We start from the raw sequence: 17564 nt of genomic DNA, 5'->3' as shown, positions 1-17564 counted from the left end.
TGCTATTTGCTATTTGCTGTCTCTATGGCGCGTTTGAAAACACTTCTTCCGGTGCCCGTCCTTACGGTATGGGGAACGCATTTTCAGGGCTTGCTAACGATATTCAGGCAGTCCACTACAATCCCGCAGGGCTAACACAAATCAGACATAAAGAGTTGGTCGCATATTATGCTAAACCGTTTTTAGGGCTGGACGATAAAAGCGAACTTGCGAATGCATTTGTTGGCTATCTGCATCCTTTAAGAGGTAGAGAATCTGTTGCTATTTCTATGGCTTCCATCCGTCTACCAGCGGTCTATAACGAAACAGTAACAGCAATAAGTTTTGCCAAAAATATCTCTAAAAAAATTGCACTCGGCTGGAATCTGAAATTGTTAGAAATAAAATATGGCAACGATATCTATACCGCATTTGACCCTGTATTTAATAATGGAAAACAAAAAATACGAACTGCGGTTTCTAATGATGTCGGGCTACTCACAAGAATTACAAAACGGCTATCAGTAGGTGTGGCTGCTTTTAATATCAACGAACCTGATATTGGTTTGGCAGAATCAGTATATTTGCCTATCAGAATACGGGCAGGTATTACCTGGCGAGTTCCTGCAATAGCAATTTGTTTTGATACAGAACAATACCAGAATGAGTTAAAGTTTTTTGTTGGTACCGAAAAACCATATTTTAAAGATAAGTTTTTTATCAGAGAAGGTATCGGCTATGGTAAAGATTTCACTAATATCTCACTTGGATTCTCGGTTCTGCCAGACCCGCTAAGAATTGATTACGCATTCCAACTGCCACTAACCGGTGTAAAAGATATATTTGGGAACCACCATCTGTCAGTTGTGTTTGAGTTTGGTAAAGAACTTAATGACCCGTATACAAAAGATTTAGAAACCAAAATCTCAACATTAGAAACAGAAAAAAAAGAACTACAGAATAATCTGGATACAACACAACAACAGTTATCTAATGTTTCAACTGAGATGGAAAAAACAAAAATAGAATTGGAGGAAACCCAAAAACATAAAGAACAACTTGAAGCAGAGAATCGGCGGCTTTCATACCGACCGCTACCTAAAAAAATTACTTACCATACTGTTGAAAAAGGCGAGACATTAACCTCAATTTCAGAAAAATACTACGGCACACCTGATAGATGGCAGGATATCTATAATGCTAATAAAACCAAAATAGAACGCGGAATGCCTGTTGTAGGTTCACAACTGGTAATCCCATAATAGAGGCAATTAAAAATTAAAAATGTAAAATGAAAAATGTAAAATGACCTGAAAAAATCATTCCCGAATGTCTTTGTCGGGAATCCATAATCTTTTCTGGATACCCGACTAGTACCTTCGGGTATGACACTTGGTGTCATTTTTAACTTTTAATTTTTAATTGTATTTTTTATGAAATCATTAACTGACTATTGGCGGGCTAAATTTGTTGAACTACAAAAACAAATTGATGAAGAACGAAAAAAACAGAATACAGAAAAAAAAGTGCTTAAAAACGAGATATTTGAACATACTGCTAAGATAAAAGAACTTGAAACTAAAATTGCTGAACTTGAAAAAATAATTGTTTCAAAAGATAAAGAAATAACAGCATTAATTAACCAGCAGAATACAGTCATAGAAAAATATCAAAACGAGTTAGAAGTACAGAAAAACGAATCAGACGAACATCTGCGTGTTATAGTGCAAGAAAAAAATAATGAAATCGTAACAATTATCTCTGAAGTTGTCAGGTTCCTGAAAAAAGATGCCGGATATATTAACGGGATTGCAAAAGTATGTGATGAGTTTTGTAAAGAAAAGAAAATAAAAACACTTGCCAAAAATCTTATTGAACATACTGAATGGTTAATTCAACATGCGGATGAACTTGTATGGTTCACACAGCCATTTACAAAAGAAGAAGGCACTGTCAAACCGGATATCCTGATTGATGAAATAATTACTGAATTCAAAGAAATTGCAGGAAAGTTGAATATAAAAATTTCCAAAGAAATTGCTGAAATACCTGAATTACCAATCCCCAGTCAACATCTCAAGATATGTTTTACCGAAATAATCAGAAATTGTTTTGATGCAATGCCACAGGGTGGAACACTAACGATAAAAATGTATTCATCAGAAAACAACGCTGTAGTAGAGATTTCAGATACAGGGCGTGGAATTCCAGCACATCTTATGGAAAAAATTAGCCAGCCGTTTTTTTCTACAAAAAAGAAAGTTGGATTTGGTGTGGGTTTAACAAAAGTACGAAAAATTCTGGATACATATAAATGTAAGTTGGATATTTTTAGTGAAGAAGATAAAGGCACAACAGTAAAAATAACTACAAGCACCAAATAACAAGCACCAAATTACAAACAAATTCCCAAAACCAAACTTTTGGAATTTGTGATTTGAAATTTGGAATTTACCCCAAGGGTTTATGGATAAAATAAAAAATACAAATAAACATTATTATCTGGCTAAAGCGTATTCTATCGCTGAAATGTATAATAAAGCAGTTGACGAGTTTGATAAAGCGCTAAAATTCTCGCCTGAGTTCGCACATATCCATTACGACCTTGCTAAAATATATGAAAAAATGAAATTGTTCGGGAATGCTGCAAAAGAATATAAAATCGCATTAGATATTAACCCGCATTATGCAGATGCGAAAGAGGCGCTTGCTAAACTTTTAGAAGGCGACCGTGATAAAAAATTAAAAATCAAACAGCGACTACCAACCAAAAAAATACTAAAGATTACGCTGCTAGTTTTTTGCTCGGCGTTGGTTTATCTAACAGTATTATATTTTGCAAAACCTGTTCCACAAAATATAGCGTATTTTTCAATCCCAGCATTACATCCATCCGGGATTACTATTTTAGATACGGAAGTATGGATTTCAGATTGGTTCTCGCAGACGGTCTATAAACATAAATTGGATGTTACACTGTCGCTAGTAAAATCAACCAAACTACCTGATATTCATCCCAGCAGCATCGCAGCTGATAAAAACGGTATATGGCTGTGTGATGCGTTTTCTAAAAAAATTTTTCAACTTGATAAGAACACACTAAAAATTATCGGCAGTTTCGCTTCACCTGCTTCTAACCCATCCGCAATTTTTTCTGCTGATAAGTATTTATGGTCTTGCGATTCTAATGAAGATAAAATTTATAAGCATAAAAAGGATAAAAACCTGACGGTTGAATTATCAATACCTGTTGCTAATCCTAATCCTATTGGCATCTTCATAAAAGGCAAAAATGTTTTTGTCGCAGATTGTGATACCGATAAGGTCTATAGATATTTCTTAGACGAGAAACAGAAAAAACTTAGTAAAATCTGTGAATACGAAATTCCAGCATTCGGCTCTAAGGTTTCATCCAGCAGAAAAATTTCGGGCTTGAGTATAACCGCTAATTATGTTTTTCTGACCTCCGAAGGTACCGGCGAAGCATATCGGATTCCGTTCAAAATGCTGAAAGGTAAATAATCCACTTCAGTCCCCTCCCCCTCCCCCACTCCCTTTTTTTTGTTGCAAATTTGGCAAAATTTTTGTAAAATAAAAATATGCCAAAAGGTGAAGAGAAAAGAAAATTTGTCCGGGTATTGCTGGATATCCCTTGTAAGTTCTCATCTATGGATTATCCAACTGAAAACGCAGATGCCAAAGTGATAGATATATCAGTAAATGGAGTTTCAATAGAAACCAATACTGAGGTTACACTTGGCGAAAATCTGCAATTAAAAATAATGCTACCTAATGGATTAAATTGCGAGTTTGCAGGACAGGTTATGTGGAATAAGAGTGGACAAAATATCAGGAAATACGGACTAAAACTGACTAAAATAAATATGCTGGATAGAATCAAACTCGGCGATTTCATAATGTCGCAATTAGCAGAACAGAATTATCTGATAAAACAATTCCTGAAAAAAAATTTGTAGTCGTGAACTTTCAGTTCGCGGTTCTACAGTAATTAAAAACTTGTGCTGATGAAAATCAGTATCACCGACTACAATTTATGCGTTTTCAGCAGAACTGAACTGTTACGAAAGCTAATCTATGCATATTGAAATTATCTGTATTGGGACAGAACTTTTGCTGGATTTTGTAAATACAAATACTGCACTCATTTCTGAAAGACTTGCTACAGTTGGTTTGAAAACGACACGAGTAATCACTGTCGGTGATGATTTTTCAGAACTTAAAAATGTTTTTGCTGAGTCATTAAATCGGTCAGATATAGTGGTAACTTGTGGTGGGTTAGGTCCTACTTTTGATGATATTACAGTAGAAGTTGTATCTAAAACCATATGTAAAAGACTTGTGCTAAATAAAGAACTACTAAAAAAAATTGCTGATTATTTTGAGAAAAAAAATATAAAAATGCCGAAATCAACCGAAAAGCAGGCATATATCCTTGAAAGTGCCGAGATTATCCCAAACAATCTCGGAACTGCATCTGGCGAGATTGTAGAACTTAATAATAAAACTGTAATTCTTCTACCGGGTCCGCCACGCGAACTGAAACCTATGCTGGATGAAACGGTTGTCCCATATCTAAAAAAACGGTTTGAAAAGAATATATTAAAAGTAAAAACATTGCATACAACCGGACTGTCAGAGTCATACATAGACGACAAAATCAAAAAAATTGTTGAAATTGAAAAAAGATTAGAAGGTAGTGAGGTAAAATTTATTATTCTTTCCAAACATACTGGCGTTGATATAAAAATAATGCTGTCCGGAACAGATGAACTGCTGATTGATAAGACAATCAAGAATTTGAAACAAGAATTTTATGATATTCTAAAAGAAAATATCTATGGTGAAGATAATCAGCTGCTTGAAAGCGTCGTCGGTGAACTACTGCTTAAAAAACGGAAAACACTCGCAGTTGCTGAGTCCTGTACCGGTGGGTTGATTACACACCGGCTTACGAATGTTGCTGGTAGCTCTTTGTATTTTAAGGAAGGGGTTGTAGCATATTCAGATAACAGCAAGAAACGGATTTTTGGTGTTAAAGAAGAAACATTAAATAAATACGGTGCTGTCTCAAAAGAGATTGCAAAAGAAATGGCAGAATCTATAAAAAAAATTGCAACTACCAATTTCGGGCTTTCAACAACAGGAATAGCAGGTCCTAAACCATCTTCAACCGGTAAGCCCGTCGGGCTTGTTTATATCGGCTTGACATCTGATAAAGAAACTATTGTGAAACAGTTCAATTTTTCAGGTAGCCGAACAGAAATAAAAGATAAAATTGCTACCGCAGCACTTGACATTTTACGAAAAAGTTTGATATAATAAAATAATAATGCGGCTATTTGTTACTGTTGGTATCAGTGCTGAAAATAAAAACAGGATTTCAGAAGTCCAGTCAGCACTCAAAAAAAACCAGTATGATATAAAATGGACTGAGCTAGGGAATCTGCATCTGACATTAAAGTTTTTAGGTGAAGTAGAAGAAAACAAAATCGCTGAGATTACAGAAAAATTGAAAAATGCTATCGCTGATACAAAAAAGTTTGAAATTATATTTTACAAATTAGGCATCTTTCCGAATAATAGGTTCCCGAGAGTTTTGTGGGTTGGTGTAGAGAATGGTGAACAGGAGTTGAAATCGCTTTCTGAAAAAATAGAGACCGCATTAGAACCGCTTGGGTTTGAAAAAGAAAAAAGGGCTTTCTCTGCACATTTGACATTAGGCAGATTTAGAAGCCCCAAAAACAACGAAAAATTGGTTGAGATACTAAAAAAAATACAGATAGAGAAAATGTTGAACTCGGTTTCAGAGATTCTATTAATAAAAAGTACACTGACACCTAAAGGACCGATATACGAAACTATTAAAGAATTCAAACTGGAGGAAAAATGAATGGAAACAAGTGGCTAAGTGGTTATATGGTTAAGTGGTCTTATTGGATTTTACTAATCACTTATTCACTTACCCACTTATTCGCTTATGTTTTTGGTGCAGAAAAAATTATATCGCTAACATTCCACGATGGACCTAATCCGAAATCAACCCCGCAGTTATTAAAAATACTTGATGATGCAGGTATAAAAGCAACCTTTTTTGTCGTCGGTAAAATGGTAGAAAAATATCCGGAACTATTAAAAGAAATACATCAAAAAGGACACGAGATTGCCAATCATACATACAGCCACAGAAACCTTACTACGCTATCAACCACACAGGTTATCTCAGAACTTTCTAAAACACGGCTTCTAATAAAAGATATCACCGGTATGGATACATATCTTTTTACTCCACCCGGTGGGCAGTATAATTCAAAAGTGATTACCGATACAAACACCTGTGGCTACAAAATGGCACTCTGGTCGGTTTTTCCAGAAGACCATAGAAATCCATCACCAGTGATTTATGAAAAAGTAGTTACTAATTCGCGTGATGGTAGTGTTGTGTTGCTTCATAACGGGCCCCGAGATACTATAACCATCCTGCCTAAAATCATAGAGAAACTTAAAGCAAGAGGATTTAAGTTCACAACGCTTTCTGCTCTGCTTGCTCAAGGGAAAGGGAAACACATTGTCTATCCTCGCTATTGATTACGGTAAAAAACGGCTCGGGTTTGCAGTTACGACTTCTTCTTTTATCCCAACCCCACTTCCACCTGTTACAGTAGAAAAAACGGATACTGTATTCTCTAAAATTGTTGAAATAGTTGAAGAGTTTTCGGTATCTGAAATAGTAATTGGACTACCAATAAATATGAACGGTAGTGAAAATGAAATGACAAAAGAAATAAGAAAATTTGCTTGTAAAATTTACAAAAAAATTGGGCTGAAAGCCGTTTTTGTTAATGAGCAACTTACATCAAAAGAAGCCAATGAAAAACTTGCAGATACACAAAGAAACTGGCGAAAACGAAAACAAAAAATGGATAGTGCCGCCGCATGTCTGATATTACAAAATTATGTAGAACAGAAAAAAACTGGTTTATAGAACAAATGTTCTATAACTACCGACGAGCAAGATGAAAAAAATTTTATTCTTAATTTTATTTTTAATTTTAATTATACTCGTCTATTTTTGTATTCCATACAAAGAAACAGTTATAAAAATTCCGGAAGGGTCAACTCCCAAACAGGTTGCAAAAATACTTAAAAACGGAAAAATTATAAAAAGCGAAAATCTCTTTCTAACACTTGTATGGCTTACAAAAACAGAAAAAAAATTTAAGTACGGAACATATAAACTAAACAATAAAATACCAAATTGGATTATTCTTAAAAAAATTGTGAATGGCGATACATACAGGATAAAAATCACAATACCAGAGGGATTGACAACACAAGAAATCGCAGAGCTTTTAGAGAAAAAAGGAATCTGCAGCAGTAGAAGATTTTTAGATAGAGTAAAAAATAAAAAACTGGAAGGATACCTTTTCCCAGAAACATATTTTTTTGAGCCCGCCACTGCCGAAAATAAAATAGTGCAAATGCTCTATAACCAATTTAAAAAAATTTTTGTAGACGAGTTTATTAGAAGAACAAAAGAACTTAAACTAACAGAAAAACAGATTATAATCCTTGCCTCAATTATAGAGAAAGAAGCCAAAAAAGATGAAGAAAGACCACTTGTTTCCGCTGTCTTCCATAACCGACTGAAAAAAGGCTGGAACTTAGAATCCTGTGCAACTATTTTATACGCGATGGGAGAACATAAAAGTTTTCTAACATACCAGGATTTAAAAATAAACTCGCTATACAATACATATATTCACCCCGGTCTTCCACCTGGCGCTATTTGTAATCCTGGATTAAAATCTATTAAGGCAGCACTCTATCCGTCTGACAGTGAGGATATGTTTTTTGTTGCAGATGGTTCTGGGACACATATATTTTCAAAATATATTGAAGAACACAACTCAAAAAAGAAACAGCGAAAAACAACAAATAAAAACCTTGACAAAATATAATCAATTTGATAGAATAAAACCATTGAAAAAATCAGTAATAGGTAAATTTTGCTGAAATTTGTAGGCGTGAACTTTCCCGCCAAAGGCGGGTTTGCCTCTGGCGGAAAAATCACCGACTACAAAAACTGAACTGTTACAGGAAATGTAAGCATTTGCTTACATTTGGATATTGGGCGTCGGTAATTTTTGATTTTTCAATTAGAGCAAATGTACTAAATCAATTTTTTCTTAATTCTTATTTCTTAATTCTATGCTGTCAAGGAGGTGTCAAATGAAGTGGATATTCAGTTTTTTACTTTCTATCTTCTTACCTGTTTACCTTTCTACCTTTTTATCCGCACAGACTTTTTCCGGTGAGTTTGGTGAAGTAAAAGGCACTGTTGAGATTCTAAAAGAAGGTGAAATGGACTGGGCGCCAGCAGTTGAAGGGATGCCTGTTCAGTTAAAAGACAAAATTAAAACAGCAGAAAATTCGTCTTGTAATGTTGAATTAGATGATGGCTCAATTATTTTTGTTGGTGAAAATACAGAGGCAGCTATTGATACGCTTGAGATAACTACTGAGAAACATGATTCAAAAGTTTCGTTGTGGTTTGGTAAAATTTTGGCAAACATTTCTAAATCAAAAGATACAAAAATGGAAGTTAACTCACCTACCGCTATTGTCGCTGTAAGAGGTACTGAGTTTGCAGTTGAATCTTCTGGTGAGAAAACGGCTGTTGGTGTGTTTGATGGCGAAGTCGGTGTAAAAAATACTGAAGGAACTGAAATAGAAGAAGTAAATGTAAAGCCCGACCAGGAAACATTAGTTGAAAGAGGCATCCGTCCCCGACCACCATCGCGGCTTGTATTAATGCAAAAATATAAAGAACGAAATGCACGGTTAAGAAAACGGGTTCAGTCGTTAAAAGAACAGCTTAAACGACATCCACCGGAACACCGATTGAAAATGAGACAAACTGCGTTTGAGAAATTTAAAAAGTTACGAGAAAAACGAATAGAACAAATAAAAAGAAATCAAATGAAAAGAAAAGCAATCAAACGACGTTCTCCACCATCTCGGTAGTATGAAAAAGAAAACTGTCAACTAATGAAAAGATGGTTTTTATTATTGCCGTTGTTCTCTTTACAGTTTATCTTTATACGCTCCATCCTGCTGTTTCAGTTGGTGATAGTGGAGAACTAATAACTGCAGCATATACTTTAGGAATCACACACCCGCCGGGCTACCCGCTTTGGACAATCCTTGGTAAAATTTTTACAGTGATAATTCCATTTGGTAATATCGCATATCGTGTCAATTTGATGAGCGCTTTTTTTGGCACCTTAACCTGTCTAATAGTGTATCTGATAACAAAAGATATGAGATATGAGATAAGAGATAAGAGTAAAAACCCATCTCCATTCTCTCATCTTCCATCTCTTATCTGTGCGTTAGCGCTTGCTTTCTCCAGCACTTTCTGGTCGCAAGCTATAATTTCTGAGGTCTATACGCTCAACGCATTTTTTGTTGTTTTAATAATTTATTTACTACTCGCTCGCTACTCGCTACTCGCTTTTTTTATCTATGGACTTTCTCTTACTAATCATTACATTATGTTTCTTTTTGGACCTGTTTTTGTACTTTATATAATTTGGAAAAATCCGAAAGTATTAAATTGGAAAACATTTTTTTCGTTCTTTATTTTTTTGCTGCTGGGTTGGGTTTTATATCTTTATTTGCCAATCCGTTCGGCACAAAAGCCACCGATTGACTGGGGTAATCCAGAAAATTTTACAAATTTTAGTGCACATCTCGGCCGATTCCAATACCGTGGACTTGAATTAGCAAAAAAGGTAGGATTTGAAACCAAAGTTTTATTTATGAAAAATCTGGCAGAACAGGTGTTAGAAAATTTTGGGCTTGGGTTCTGTTTAATCGCGATTGCTGGGTTGATTAAAATCATAAAAAAAAATATAAAATTTGCAATACTCACTTGCTTAATTTTTCTTGTCAATACCTTCGGACTGATATTCCTGCTCAATTTCAAATTTACACCACAGGATATTGATGCATTCACGCCATATTACATACCTGCATGGATAATGGTTTCAATATGGATTGGTTATGAGATTTTTGAGTTAGGAAAAATCAAACTATGCTTGGTACCAGTTCTTCTGATATTAGGTTTTCAGGTATTCTCAAACATAAAAAGAAATAATAATAGATATAATTTTGTTGGATATGATTATCCTGTGAATATATTGAAATCTATCGCAAAAAATGGTATATTGTATTTATACGATGAGGTTGATGAAACAATTTTTACGATTTCTTATCTGAAAAATGTAGTCCATAAAAGACCAGATATAACAGTAATAGATTCGTATAATAATATCTTCTCAGCAAAAAATTTATCTGAAAAAGATATCAAATACTATTCAGCAGTAAATACTGAAAAAATAGGAAAACCACTATTATTAAATGGGTTAATCTGGACTATAACCAACACTAAAAAATATGAGTTTCAGTTTTTTTATGTTCAGCGGCTGGCTAAAGAATATTATGAATACAGAGAACAGGAAGTTGTTGCAAGATACCCGTATTTTTATGGAAAGTTTTTGATTAACAATAACCAAAAAAAAGAAGGAATTATAGAGTTAAAAAAAGCGCTTCAATCAGGTAAAGACCTTATCTGGCTAAACAATAATATCGGCGATATTTTGAGACAGCAAAAAAAGTTTGACGATGCATTTTTCGCGTTATCCCATACGATTTCGCTTGACTCCTCATATTCGCCTGCATATTACAATCTCGGACTTTTGTATCTAGAACAGCAAAAGGAAAACAAAGCAATAGAATGTTTCCAAAATGCATATCAGTATGATTCCACAGATAAAGATTCGCTTGGTCAGTTATCAAAAATCTATCAGAATAAGGGCTATAAAAATTATACTGCCGGAAAAATTGAAAACGCAATTTCTGACTATAAAAAAGCAATAGAATATACACCAGAAAATGCAGATATTTACTATAATATAGCCGTAATATATTCGCAGATTCAAAACAAAAAAGAAGCAAAAAATTATTTTCAAAAATATCTTCAGTTAAAACCAGGAGGACCTAATGCAGATACAGTCAGAAAATGGCTTGCAAATAACATCAGCGATTAAGCGATTAAGCAATTTAGCAATTAGGCAATTAAGAAATAGCGTAGAGCGTAGAGAGGTTAGAAGTTGGTTTTCTGTACGCTATCCGCTCGCCTCTATCCGCTATTTGCTATTTGCTATTTGCTATTCACTATTCGCTATTTGCTGCCTTTACAGCCAGACAACAATCTCCTATCCTATCTATCTTTGTGCTACAAATAATCCAAATGATTACCGGCTTTTTGCAAATGGTGGTGGTTGGGATGGCTTCTGGTATGTCGGATATAACAGGGTCTGGATTGAACAAATCGTCGTTCCAGAAGATATGTCAAACTACAAAAAAGTTTTTGTCGGTGCTAAACTCGGCAGAATGAAATCAAGACAGGTTTATGTTAATGGGAAACCTACACTTGATAAAGAAGCAATTCCAGGTGACATCTATATAGCGGTCTCATCTACGCCAGTATGGAAAGAAACAAACTGGAAATTTTTAACTGCAACATCTGATATCCCATTTGAAGGTGATAGTGAACTTGCAATTGAACATGTTGGTGAGTCCCGCTGGTTTTGGACACCAATTCCGTTAAATGAACTAAATTTTGGTGGTGAAAATTATATCGCTTTATGGTCAACATCTGCATCTTTGACCGATTCTTCAAACAGTCCAATAATTGCTGCTGCTTGGGGTGGCAAGGAGACGAATAGTTTTATCAATGATGAAATAAAAGGCAACCCGCCACAATATTATAGCACAACAACGCTTAAATCGCCAATAACCGTTTTTGAGCCAGCAATCGCACTAAAATTTGTTCCTGAAGTATCACAAAATATAACTTTGCATCTTATGGGAATTACAGATAACGAAAAAATTACAGAGAAAAAAAATATCTATGCCTCAGTCCTCGGTAATGAGATTGAGAAAGCATGGCTTGAAATATCCAGCGATAAAAAAAATTGGACCCAGCATGGTTTTATCGTCTATACCGCACCATATATGTTTTCGCTGAATCCTAAAAAGTTGCCACAGCATCTACAAAGCACACTTTATCTGCGAGTTTGTGCAACAGATATATGGGAAAATACAAATACAAGTCAGCCTGTAAAAATATTTATCTCACAATGAGTGTTATTCTGTTTCTTTTGGTTTTGTTGACCGGTTGTTCTCTTAGTGTAAAAGAATTTTCTAAGATTGGAATTCTAATGGGAACAACAGTTGAAATAAAAGTGTGGTCGTTTGATGAAACAACTGCTAAAAAATCAATTTCAGCCGCTTTTAATGAAATCACTCGGGTTGAAAATATTTTCTCTGTCTATAAACCAGAGTCAGAGATTTCACAATTAAATAAAAACGGTTCAGCAATTATGTCTGATGAGGCAGTTCAACTTATAAAAAAATCAGTTTATTTTTCTGAAATTTCTAACGGTGCGTTTGATATTACTATTATGCCGATAATTGAACTTTGGAAAACTGCAAAAAAAAATGGGAAATTACCAACAGCAGAAAAAATAACAAAAGTTCGTCAACTTGTAGGCTCAAAAAATATTAGTATTGACGAGCAGAACAGAAAAATTAACTTCATAAAAAAAGGGATGAAAATTGATTTAGGCGGGATTGCAAAAGGATATGCAGTTGATAAAGCAGTTGAGATATTGAAAAAAAATAGAATAAAAGCAGGTATGATAAATGCTGGTGGTGATATCAGATGTTTCGGACCTAAAGTTTGGAAAATAGCACTCCAAAATCCAAGAAACAAAAATGATTTTATAACCGTTTTAAGAATTAGCGATAAAGCAGTTACAACAAGTGGTGATTATGAGAGATATTTTGAGATTGACAAAATGAAAATTTCGCATATAATAGACCCGTTGTCAGGCTACCCAGCAGATAAGTCAATAAGTGCTACAATAATTAGCGATACCGCGACCGATGCTGATGCATTGGCAACTGCAAGTTTTGTTCTGGGAGCTGAAAAAATGATTGAATTGTATAAAAAGCAAAAAAATTTTGAATACCTTTTGATTGATAACGAAAAAAAAATTACAAAAACAGCAGGATTTTCAAACTATGAATAAATTCAAAGGTGGCATACAAATACCTGAACGCAAACACACAAAAAATATACCAATTGAAGAAATGCCACTGCCCCAACAAGCAGTTGTGCCATTATCCCAACATACTGGTTTACCTGCAAAGCCCGTTGTAAAAACTGGCGACTTCGTCAAAACCGGACAACTGATTGCCGAAGCAACAGCTTTTATCTCGGCAACTTTGCACTCGCCTGTTTCAGGAAAGATTACTGCGATTGAAAGTCGCCTTCATCCCTGTGGATATAATTTTGATTCAATAATCATTGAATCCGATAACAAAGACGAGACGGTTGAGTTTAAAGGAAAAAATCCGGATAAACTTTTTCCGAACGAAATTGTTGAAATTATAAAGAATGCAGGTATTGTCGGGCTTGGTGGAGCAGCATTCCCGACACATGTAAAACTTTCGCCACCAAAAGAGAAAAAAATTGATAGCGTTATACTAAATGGCTGTGAATGTGAACCATATCTTACCTGCGACTATAGAGTAATGCTTGAAGAGACGGAAAAAGTTTTTAGTGGGTTCAATCTTGTAATGAAAATTCTAAATACAGAAAATGGCTATATCGCAATTGAAGATAACAAACCTGAAGCAATAGAAAAAATGAATGTTATTGTGAAGGAAATGAAACAACATCCCAACCCAGCCCTACCCGCTAAACTTAAAATTGTAAAATTGAAAACAAAATATCCACAAGGTGCTGAGAAACAATTGATAAAAGCGGTATTAAAAAGAGAAGTTCCATCAAGCGGTCTTCCGATGGATGTTGGCTGCATCGTCCATAATGTCCAAACTGCAAAAGCGATACATCAGGCGATCTATGAAGGGCAACCGCTTTACGAACGGATAATAACGGTTGATGGAAATGTAAAGCGACCCGGTAACCTAAAAGTTCGTATTGGGACACCGTTGTCACAAGTGCTTGATTACTGCGGTGGGTTTACCGACGATGTAAAAAAAATTATCGCAGGCGGTCCAATGATGGGTATAACTCAATTCTCGCTTGATGTCCCGGTAGTAAAAGGAATGTCAGGAATTGTTGCGCTGACTGAAAAGGAGTCAAAACATTATGAGCCAACAAATTGTATCCGTTGTGGAAAATGTATTGATGTTTGTCCGACGGGACTTGTGCCGACACTAATATCGCGTCTGGTTGAGAAAAAAAGGTACGAAGAATTAAAAAATTACAATCCGCTTGACTGCATAGAATGCGGATGCTGTGCTTACGAATGTCCGGCAAAGATCCATCTTGTTCAAAATATAAAATTAGCCAAAGTAATGATTCAGAAGTAAATCTGTTTGAATCGGTATGTTATCGGTATAAATCGTTTTATATGAAAGTTACTATTTCACCTGCACCACATATTAAATCGCAACAGACCACAAAAAAAATTATGCTGTCCGTTTTTTCGGCATTATTACCGACGGGATTGTGGGGTATCTATAAATTCGGTATTCACGCAGGTTATGTAATTTTAACATCTATTGCAAGTTGTGTTTTATTTGAATATATTTCACAAAAGTTTATTTTTAAGACAAAAGTTAAAATTTCCGACGGCAGTGCGGCACTTACCGGACTTTTGATGGCTTATTGCTTGCCACCTAATATATCATTATGGCAGGTTTGTATCGGTTCGTTTTTTGCGATTTTTATAACAAAAGAATGTTTCGGCGGAATAGGGTTCAATATTTTCAATCCGGCATTGGTCGGTCGTGCGGTACTATTGGCATCTTTTCCGTCCGCTATGACAAAATGGCAGATTGACGGTATCACATCGGCGACGCCATTAGGTATTTTGAAAGAAAAACTTACCGGTTCGCTACCGTCATATACGGATTTGTTTATCGGCAATATTCCCGGTTCTATCGGCGAGGTATCAAAAATACTTTTAATTTTAGGTGCTTTATATCTGTTTCGGCGAAAAATTATTTCTTGGCATATTCCAATAACATATATTTTGACAGTCGCAGTTCTATCAATTCCATTCAAACAGGATCCGATTTTTCAACTTTTGTCAGGTGGTCTGATTTTGGGTGCATTTTTTATGGCAACTGATTATGTGACAAGCCCATTGTTTGTAAAAGGAAAAATTATTTTTGGATTCGGCTGCGGGCTTTTGACAGTTTTGATAAGAAATCTTGGTTCCTATCCCGAAGGTGTCTGCTATTCTATTCTGATTATGAATATTTTGGTGCCTTTAATTGACCGATGCACAAAACCACGAATTTTTGGACGGAAGCGTTAACTTATTAATTAATTAATTAATAAGTTAATTTGTTAATTTTTTTCTTAAAAACGAGGAGGGCAAATGAAACCATTGTTATGGATTTTCAAAGCGGTTGCTAATCAGAGACGGATTGGGATTTTAGAAATTTTGCATCAGAAGAGAGAAACAACTTTGAATGATATTATGAAACGATTCAGGATTTCAAAACCCGCTGCAGTACAACACCTTAAGAAATTAGAACAGGTGGGAATGATAAAATCACATATGAAAAAGTCAAAAGTTTATTTTACTTTGAATCCCAAACGGGTATTAAGATTTAACAGGAAGATATTCAAAATGATAAAACAACAAAGAACGAAACGATAATGAAAGAAATTGTTAAACTTGGGAAATATCTTTTTATTATCTGTGTGATTGCAGGACTTGCACTTGCAGTAACAAGTTATTTTACATCCAAAAAAATTGCACAACGGAAGTTGATAGCGGAACAGGAAGCACTTAAAGAAGTTCTGCCATCAGCCTCAAATTTTCAAGCAAAAGATATTTATACCGAAGGATTTGATACTCAAAACAATACTGTTGGTTATATATTAAAAATTACCGCTGTCGGTTATTCAAGTGAGATTTCTGCACTCATCGGGCTTGATAAAGAGTTCAAAATAACTGGTATAAAAATTCTATCCCAAAATGAAACACCAGGGCTTGGCACCAAAATAATCGAGCATAGTTTTCTATCGCAGTTTATTGGCAAATTTTCCGAAGAGGTTTTATTAAAAAAAGATGGTGGTAAAATAGACGCAATAACATCCGCAACGATTTCTTCTCGGGCAATAACGAATGCTATAAGAGAAAAAATAAATGAGTTTAAAAAAACTGTCAAATGAGTTCACAAAAGGAATAGTCAAAGAAAATCCTGTCTTAGGTTTGATGCTCGGGCTCTGCTCGGTACTTGCTGTTTCAACTGAAGCAAAAAATGCAATCGGAATGGGTTGTGCGATGACATTTGTGCTTTTAGGTGCTAACATTCTGATTTCGCTACTTAGAAAAACAATTCCACAAAAAGTTCGTATCCCAGTATTTTTAATCGTCATAGGTTCATTCACAACGATTGTTGATTTATTAATGAATGCCTATTTTCCGTTGATTCATAAAAATCTCGGTATCTTTATCCCGCTAATTGTCGTCAATTGTATAATTATTGCCCGTGCGGAAGCATTCGCTTCAAAAAAACTTGTATTGGATTCTATGATTGACGCACTCGGTATGGGTTTGGGCTACACTTTAGTTCTATTTATCATAGCATCCATCAGAGAAATTACATCTAATGGTTCATTTTTTGGACTTAAACTTTTTGCTGAGTTCACACCTGTTTTAATTATGATGCTACCACCCGGTGCATTTATTACGATAGGCCTTTTGATAGCAATTTTGAGAACGATAAAAAAATAACAATAAAAAAATGAGAGAGTTAGTTTTGCTTTTACTGGCGACTATTTTCGTCAATAATTTTGTTTTTGCACGATTTTTGGGGCTATGTCCATATATGGGTGTTTCCAAAAAAATATCGGATGCAATCGGTATGGGCTTGGCTGTTATTTTTGTGCTTCTGATGGCTGCGGTTTCAGCTTGGTTTATTCAATACTTTGTTCTTAATCCGCTCCATATAGAATATCTGCAGACGATTGTTTTTATTCTTGTAATAGCTACGCTTGTTCAGTTTGTAGAGATAGTTATTATGAAAACTTCACCTGCGCTTTATAGAGCATTAGGAATTTATCTTCCGTTGATTTCTACAAATTGTATAATTCTGGCAGTTGCGATTTTAAATATCAGAGAAAATCATAATCTTATAAAAACGGTTGTATTTACTGTTGGTGCTGGTCTAGGTTTTACGCTTGCTTTGGTTTTAATGTCGTCTATTAGAGAACGTCTTGAATTAGCAGAAGTCCCGAAATCGCTTAAAGGCGAGCCGATAGCGTTTATTATTGCTGGACTTATAGCAATCGCATTTTTTGGTTTCACAGGGATGATGTAAAATGAGTGTGCCAAGAAAGTTCCTTGAATTCTTGTCGGTGGAAGTCCGAACTGGATAAAGGGTAGCGACCAGTCCAACACCAAATCCCACAGTTAATAAGGCAACGAACTAACTGATGCTGGGAT

Annotated in this window: 19 protein-coding genes; all 19 read left to right on the top strand. The window is 35.1% G+C overall.

Annotated elements, in window-relative coordinates:
- Positions 1-1241, top strand: a 1241-nt coding sequence (locus AB1349_00095) for a LysM peptidoglycan-binding domain-containing protein (GenBank protein MEW6555735.1), incomplete at its 5' end; no start/stop codon positions are given.
- A 171-nt stretch (positions 1242-1412) separates the two neighbouring features.
- Positions 1413-2363 (top strand): ATP-binding protein, encoded by a 951-nt coding sequence (locus AB1349_00090; protein MEW6555734.1) that lies wholly within the window; start codon positions 1413-1415, stop codon positions 2361-2363.
- Positions 2364-2445: 82 nt separating this feature from the next.
- The gene (locus AB1349_00085; GenBank protein ID MEW6555733.1) at positions 2446-3501 is read left to right on the top strand and encodes a tetratricopeptide repeat protein; all 1056 of its coding nucleotides are present in this window, start codon (positions 2446-2448) and stop codon (positions 3499-3501) included.
- 77 nt (positions 3502-3578) lie between these two features.
- On the top strand, positions 3579-3956 hold the full coding sequence (locus AB1349_00080) for a PilZ domain-containing protein (protein ID MEW6555732.1): 378 nt from the start codon (positions 3579-3581) through the stop codon (positions 3954-3956).
- A gap of 118 nt (positions 3957-4074) precedes the next feature.
- Entirely contained in the window at positions 4075-5319 is a 1245-nt protein-coding gene (locus AB1349_00075) for a competence/damage-inducible protein A (GenBank protein MEW6555731.1), read from the top strand.
- A gap of 10 nt (positions 5320-5329) precedes the next feature.
- The gene (gene thpR, locus AB1349_00070) at positions 5330-5890 is read left to right on the top strand and encodes an RNA 2',3'-cyclic phosphodiesterase (protein MEW6555730.1); all 561 of its coding nucleotides are present in this window, start codon (positions 5330-5332) and stop codon (positions 5888-5890) included.
- Positions 5887-6585 (top strand): polysaccharide deacetylase family protein, encoded by a 699-nt coding sequence (locus tag AB1349_00065; protein MEW6555729.1) that lies wholly within the window; start codon positions 5887-5889, stop codon positions 6583-6585. The genes thpR and AB1349_00065 overlap by 4 nt, the downstream gene beginning before the upstream one ends.
- Positions 6566-6982: a Holliday junction resolvase RuvX gene (gene ruvX / locus AB1349_00060; protein ID MEW6555728.1), complete on the top strand. Its 417-nt coding sequence runs from the start codon at positions 6566-6568 to the stop codon at positions 6980-6982. Before AB1349_00065 ends, ruvX begins: the two co-directional genes overlap by 20 nt.
- A 31-nt stretch (positions 6983-7013) precedes the next feature.
- A complete protein-coding gene (mltG, locus tag AB1349_00055) occupies positions 7014-7958 on the top strand; it encodes an endolytic transglycosylase MltG (GenBank protein ID MEW6555727.1) in 945 nt (314 codons plus the stop codon).
- Positions 7959-8229: 271 nt separating this feature from the next.
- Positions 8230-9024, top strand: coding sequence for a FecR family protein (locus tag AB1349_00050; GenBank protein MEW6555726.1), 795 nt, complete (start codon positions 8230-8232; stop codon positions 9022-9024).
- A gap of 32 nt (positions 9025-9056) precedes the next feature.
- Entirely contained in the window at positions 9057-11111 is a 2055-nt protein-coding gene (locus AB1349_00045) for a DUF2723 domain-containing protein (protein MEW6555725.1), read from the top strand.
- Complete coding sequence (locus AB1349_00040) at positions 11065-12210, top strand: hypothetical protein (protein MEW6555724.1); 1146 nt, start codon at positions 11065-11067, stop codon at positions 12208-12210. The genes AB1349_00045 and AB1349_00040 overlap by 47 nt, the downstream gene beginning before the upstream one ends.
- Positions 12159-13160 carry an FAD:protein FMN transferase gene (locus AB1349_00035; GenBank protein ID MEW6555723.1) on the top strand — a complete coding sequence of 334 codons (1002 nt, stop codon included), beginning with the start codon at positions 12159-12161 and terminating at the stop codon, positions 13158-13160. Before AB1349_00040 ends, AB1349_00035 begins: the two co-directional genes overlap by 52 nt.
- Positions 13153-14469: an electron transport complex subunit RsxC gene (gene rsxC, locus AB1349_00030; protein MEW6555722.1), complete on the top strand. Its 1317-nt coding sequence runs from the start codon at positions 13153-13155 to the stop codon at positions 14467-14469. Before AB1349_00035 ends, rsxC begins: the two co-directional genes overlap by 8 nt.
- Before the next feature lie 41 nt (positions 14470-14510).
- Positions 14511-15422, top strand: a complete 912-nt coding sequence (locus AB1349_00025; protein MEW6555721.1) for an RnfABCDGE type electron transport complex subunit D — start codon at positions 14511-14513, stop codon at positions 15420-15422.
- Positions 15423-15485: 63 nt separating this feature from the next.
- Entirely contained in the window at positions 15486-15770 is a 285-nt protein-coding gene (locus AB1349_00020) for a metalloregulator ArsR/SmtB family transcription factor (GenBank protein MEW6555720.1), read from the top strand.
- Positions 15770-16288, top strand: a complete 519-nt coding sequence (locus AB1349_00015) for an RnfABCDGE type electron transport complex subunit G (protein MEW6555719.1) — start codon at positions 15770-15772, stop codon at positions 16286-16288. Before AB1349_00020 ends, AB1349_00015 begins: the two co-directional genes overlap by 1 nt.
- Complete coding sequence (locus AB1349_00010) at positions 16263-16853, top strand: electron transport complex subunit E (GenBank protein MEW6555718.1); 591 nt, start codon at positions 16263-16265, stop codon at positions 16851-16853. The genes AB1349_00015 and AB1349_00010 overlap by 26 nt, the downstream gene beginning before the upstream one ends.
- A gap of 10 nt (positions 16854-16863) precedes the next feature.
- Positions 16864-17439 (top strand): electron transport complex subunit RsxA, encoded by a 576-nt coding sequence (gene rsxA / locus AB1349_00005; protein ID MEW6555717.1) that lies wholly within the window; start codon positions 16864-16866, stop codon positions 17437-17439.
- Positions 17440-17564 lie beyond the last annotated feature (125 nt).

It is taken from the genome of Elusimicrobiota bacterium (assembly GCA_040757695.1).
Lineage (GTDB): Bacteria > Elusimicrobiota > UBA8919 > UBA8919 > UBA8919 > JBFLWK01.
The sequence above is the reverse complement of the archived record's forward strand: the minus strand, read 5'-3'. Positions and strand labels throughout refer to the sequence as shown.

Coding starts and splice junctions, on each gene's coding strand:
- AB1349_00020 (MEW6555720.1), top strand. CDS start 15,486: ATGAAACCATTGTTATGGATTTTCAAAGCGGTTGCTAATCAGAGACGG.
- AB1349_00090 (MEW6555734.1), top strand. CDS start 1,413: ATGAAATCATTAACTGACTATTGGCGGGCTAAATTTGTTGAACTACAA.
- rsxA (MEW6555717.1), top strand. CDS start 16,864: ATGAGAGAGTTAGTTTTGCTTTTACTGGCGACTATTTTCGTCAATAAT.
- AB1349_00025 (MEW6555721.1), top strand. CDS start 14,511: ATGAAAGTTACTATTTCACCTGCACCACATATTAAATCGCAACAGACC.
- AB1349_00010 (MEW6555718.1), top strand. CDS start 16,263: ATGAGTTTAAAAAAACTGTCAAATGAGTTCACAAAAGGAATAGTCAAA.
- AB1349_00075 (MEW6555731.1), top strand. CDS start 4,075: ATGCATATTGAAATTATCTGTATTGGGACAGAACTTTTGCTGGATTTT.
- mltG (MEW6555727.1), top strand. CDS start 7,014: ATGAAAAAAATTTTATTCTTAATTTTATTTTTAATTTTAATTATACTC.
- rsxC (MEW6555722.1), top strand. CDS start 13,153: ATGAATAAATTCAAAGGTGGCATACAAATACCTGAACGCAAACACACA.
- thpR (MEW6555730.1), top strand. CDS start 5,330: ATGCGGCTATTTGTTACTGTTGGTATCAGTGCTGAAAATAAAAACAGG.
- AB1349_00035 (MEW6555723.1), top strand. CDS start 12,159: ATGGGAAAATACAAATACAAGTCAGCCTGTAAAAATATTTATCTCACA.
- AB1349_00065 (MEW6555729.1), top strand. CDS start 5,887: ATGAATGGAAACAAGTGGCTAAGTGGTTATATGGTTAAGTGGTCTTAT.
- AB1349_00080 (MEW6555732.1), top strand. CDS start 3,579: ATGCCAAAAGGTGAAGAGAAAAGAAAATTTGTCCGGGTATTGCTGGAT.
- AB1349_00085 (MEW6555733.1), top strand. CDS start 2,446: ATGGATAAAATAAAAAATACAAATAAACATTATTATCTGGCTAAAGCG.
- AB1349_00050 (MEW6555726.1), top strand. CDS start 8,230: ATGAAGTGGATATTCAGTTTTTTACTTTCTATCTTCTTACCTGTTTAC.
- AB1349_00015 (MEW6555719.1), top strand. CDS start 15,770: ATGAAAGAAATTGTTAAACTTGGGAAATATCTTTTTATTATCTGTGTG.
- AB1349_00040 (MEW6555724.1), top strand. CDS start 11,065: ATGCAGATACAGTCAGAAAATGGCTTGCAAATAACATCAGCGATTAAG.
- AB1349_00045 (MEW6555725.1), top strand. CDS start 9,057: ATGGTTTTTATTATTGCCGTTGTTCTCTTTACAGTTTATCTTTATACG.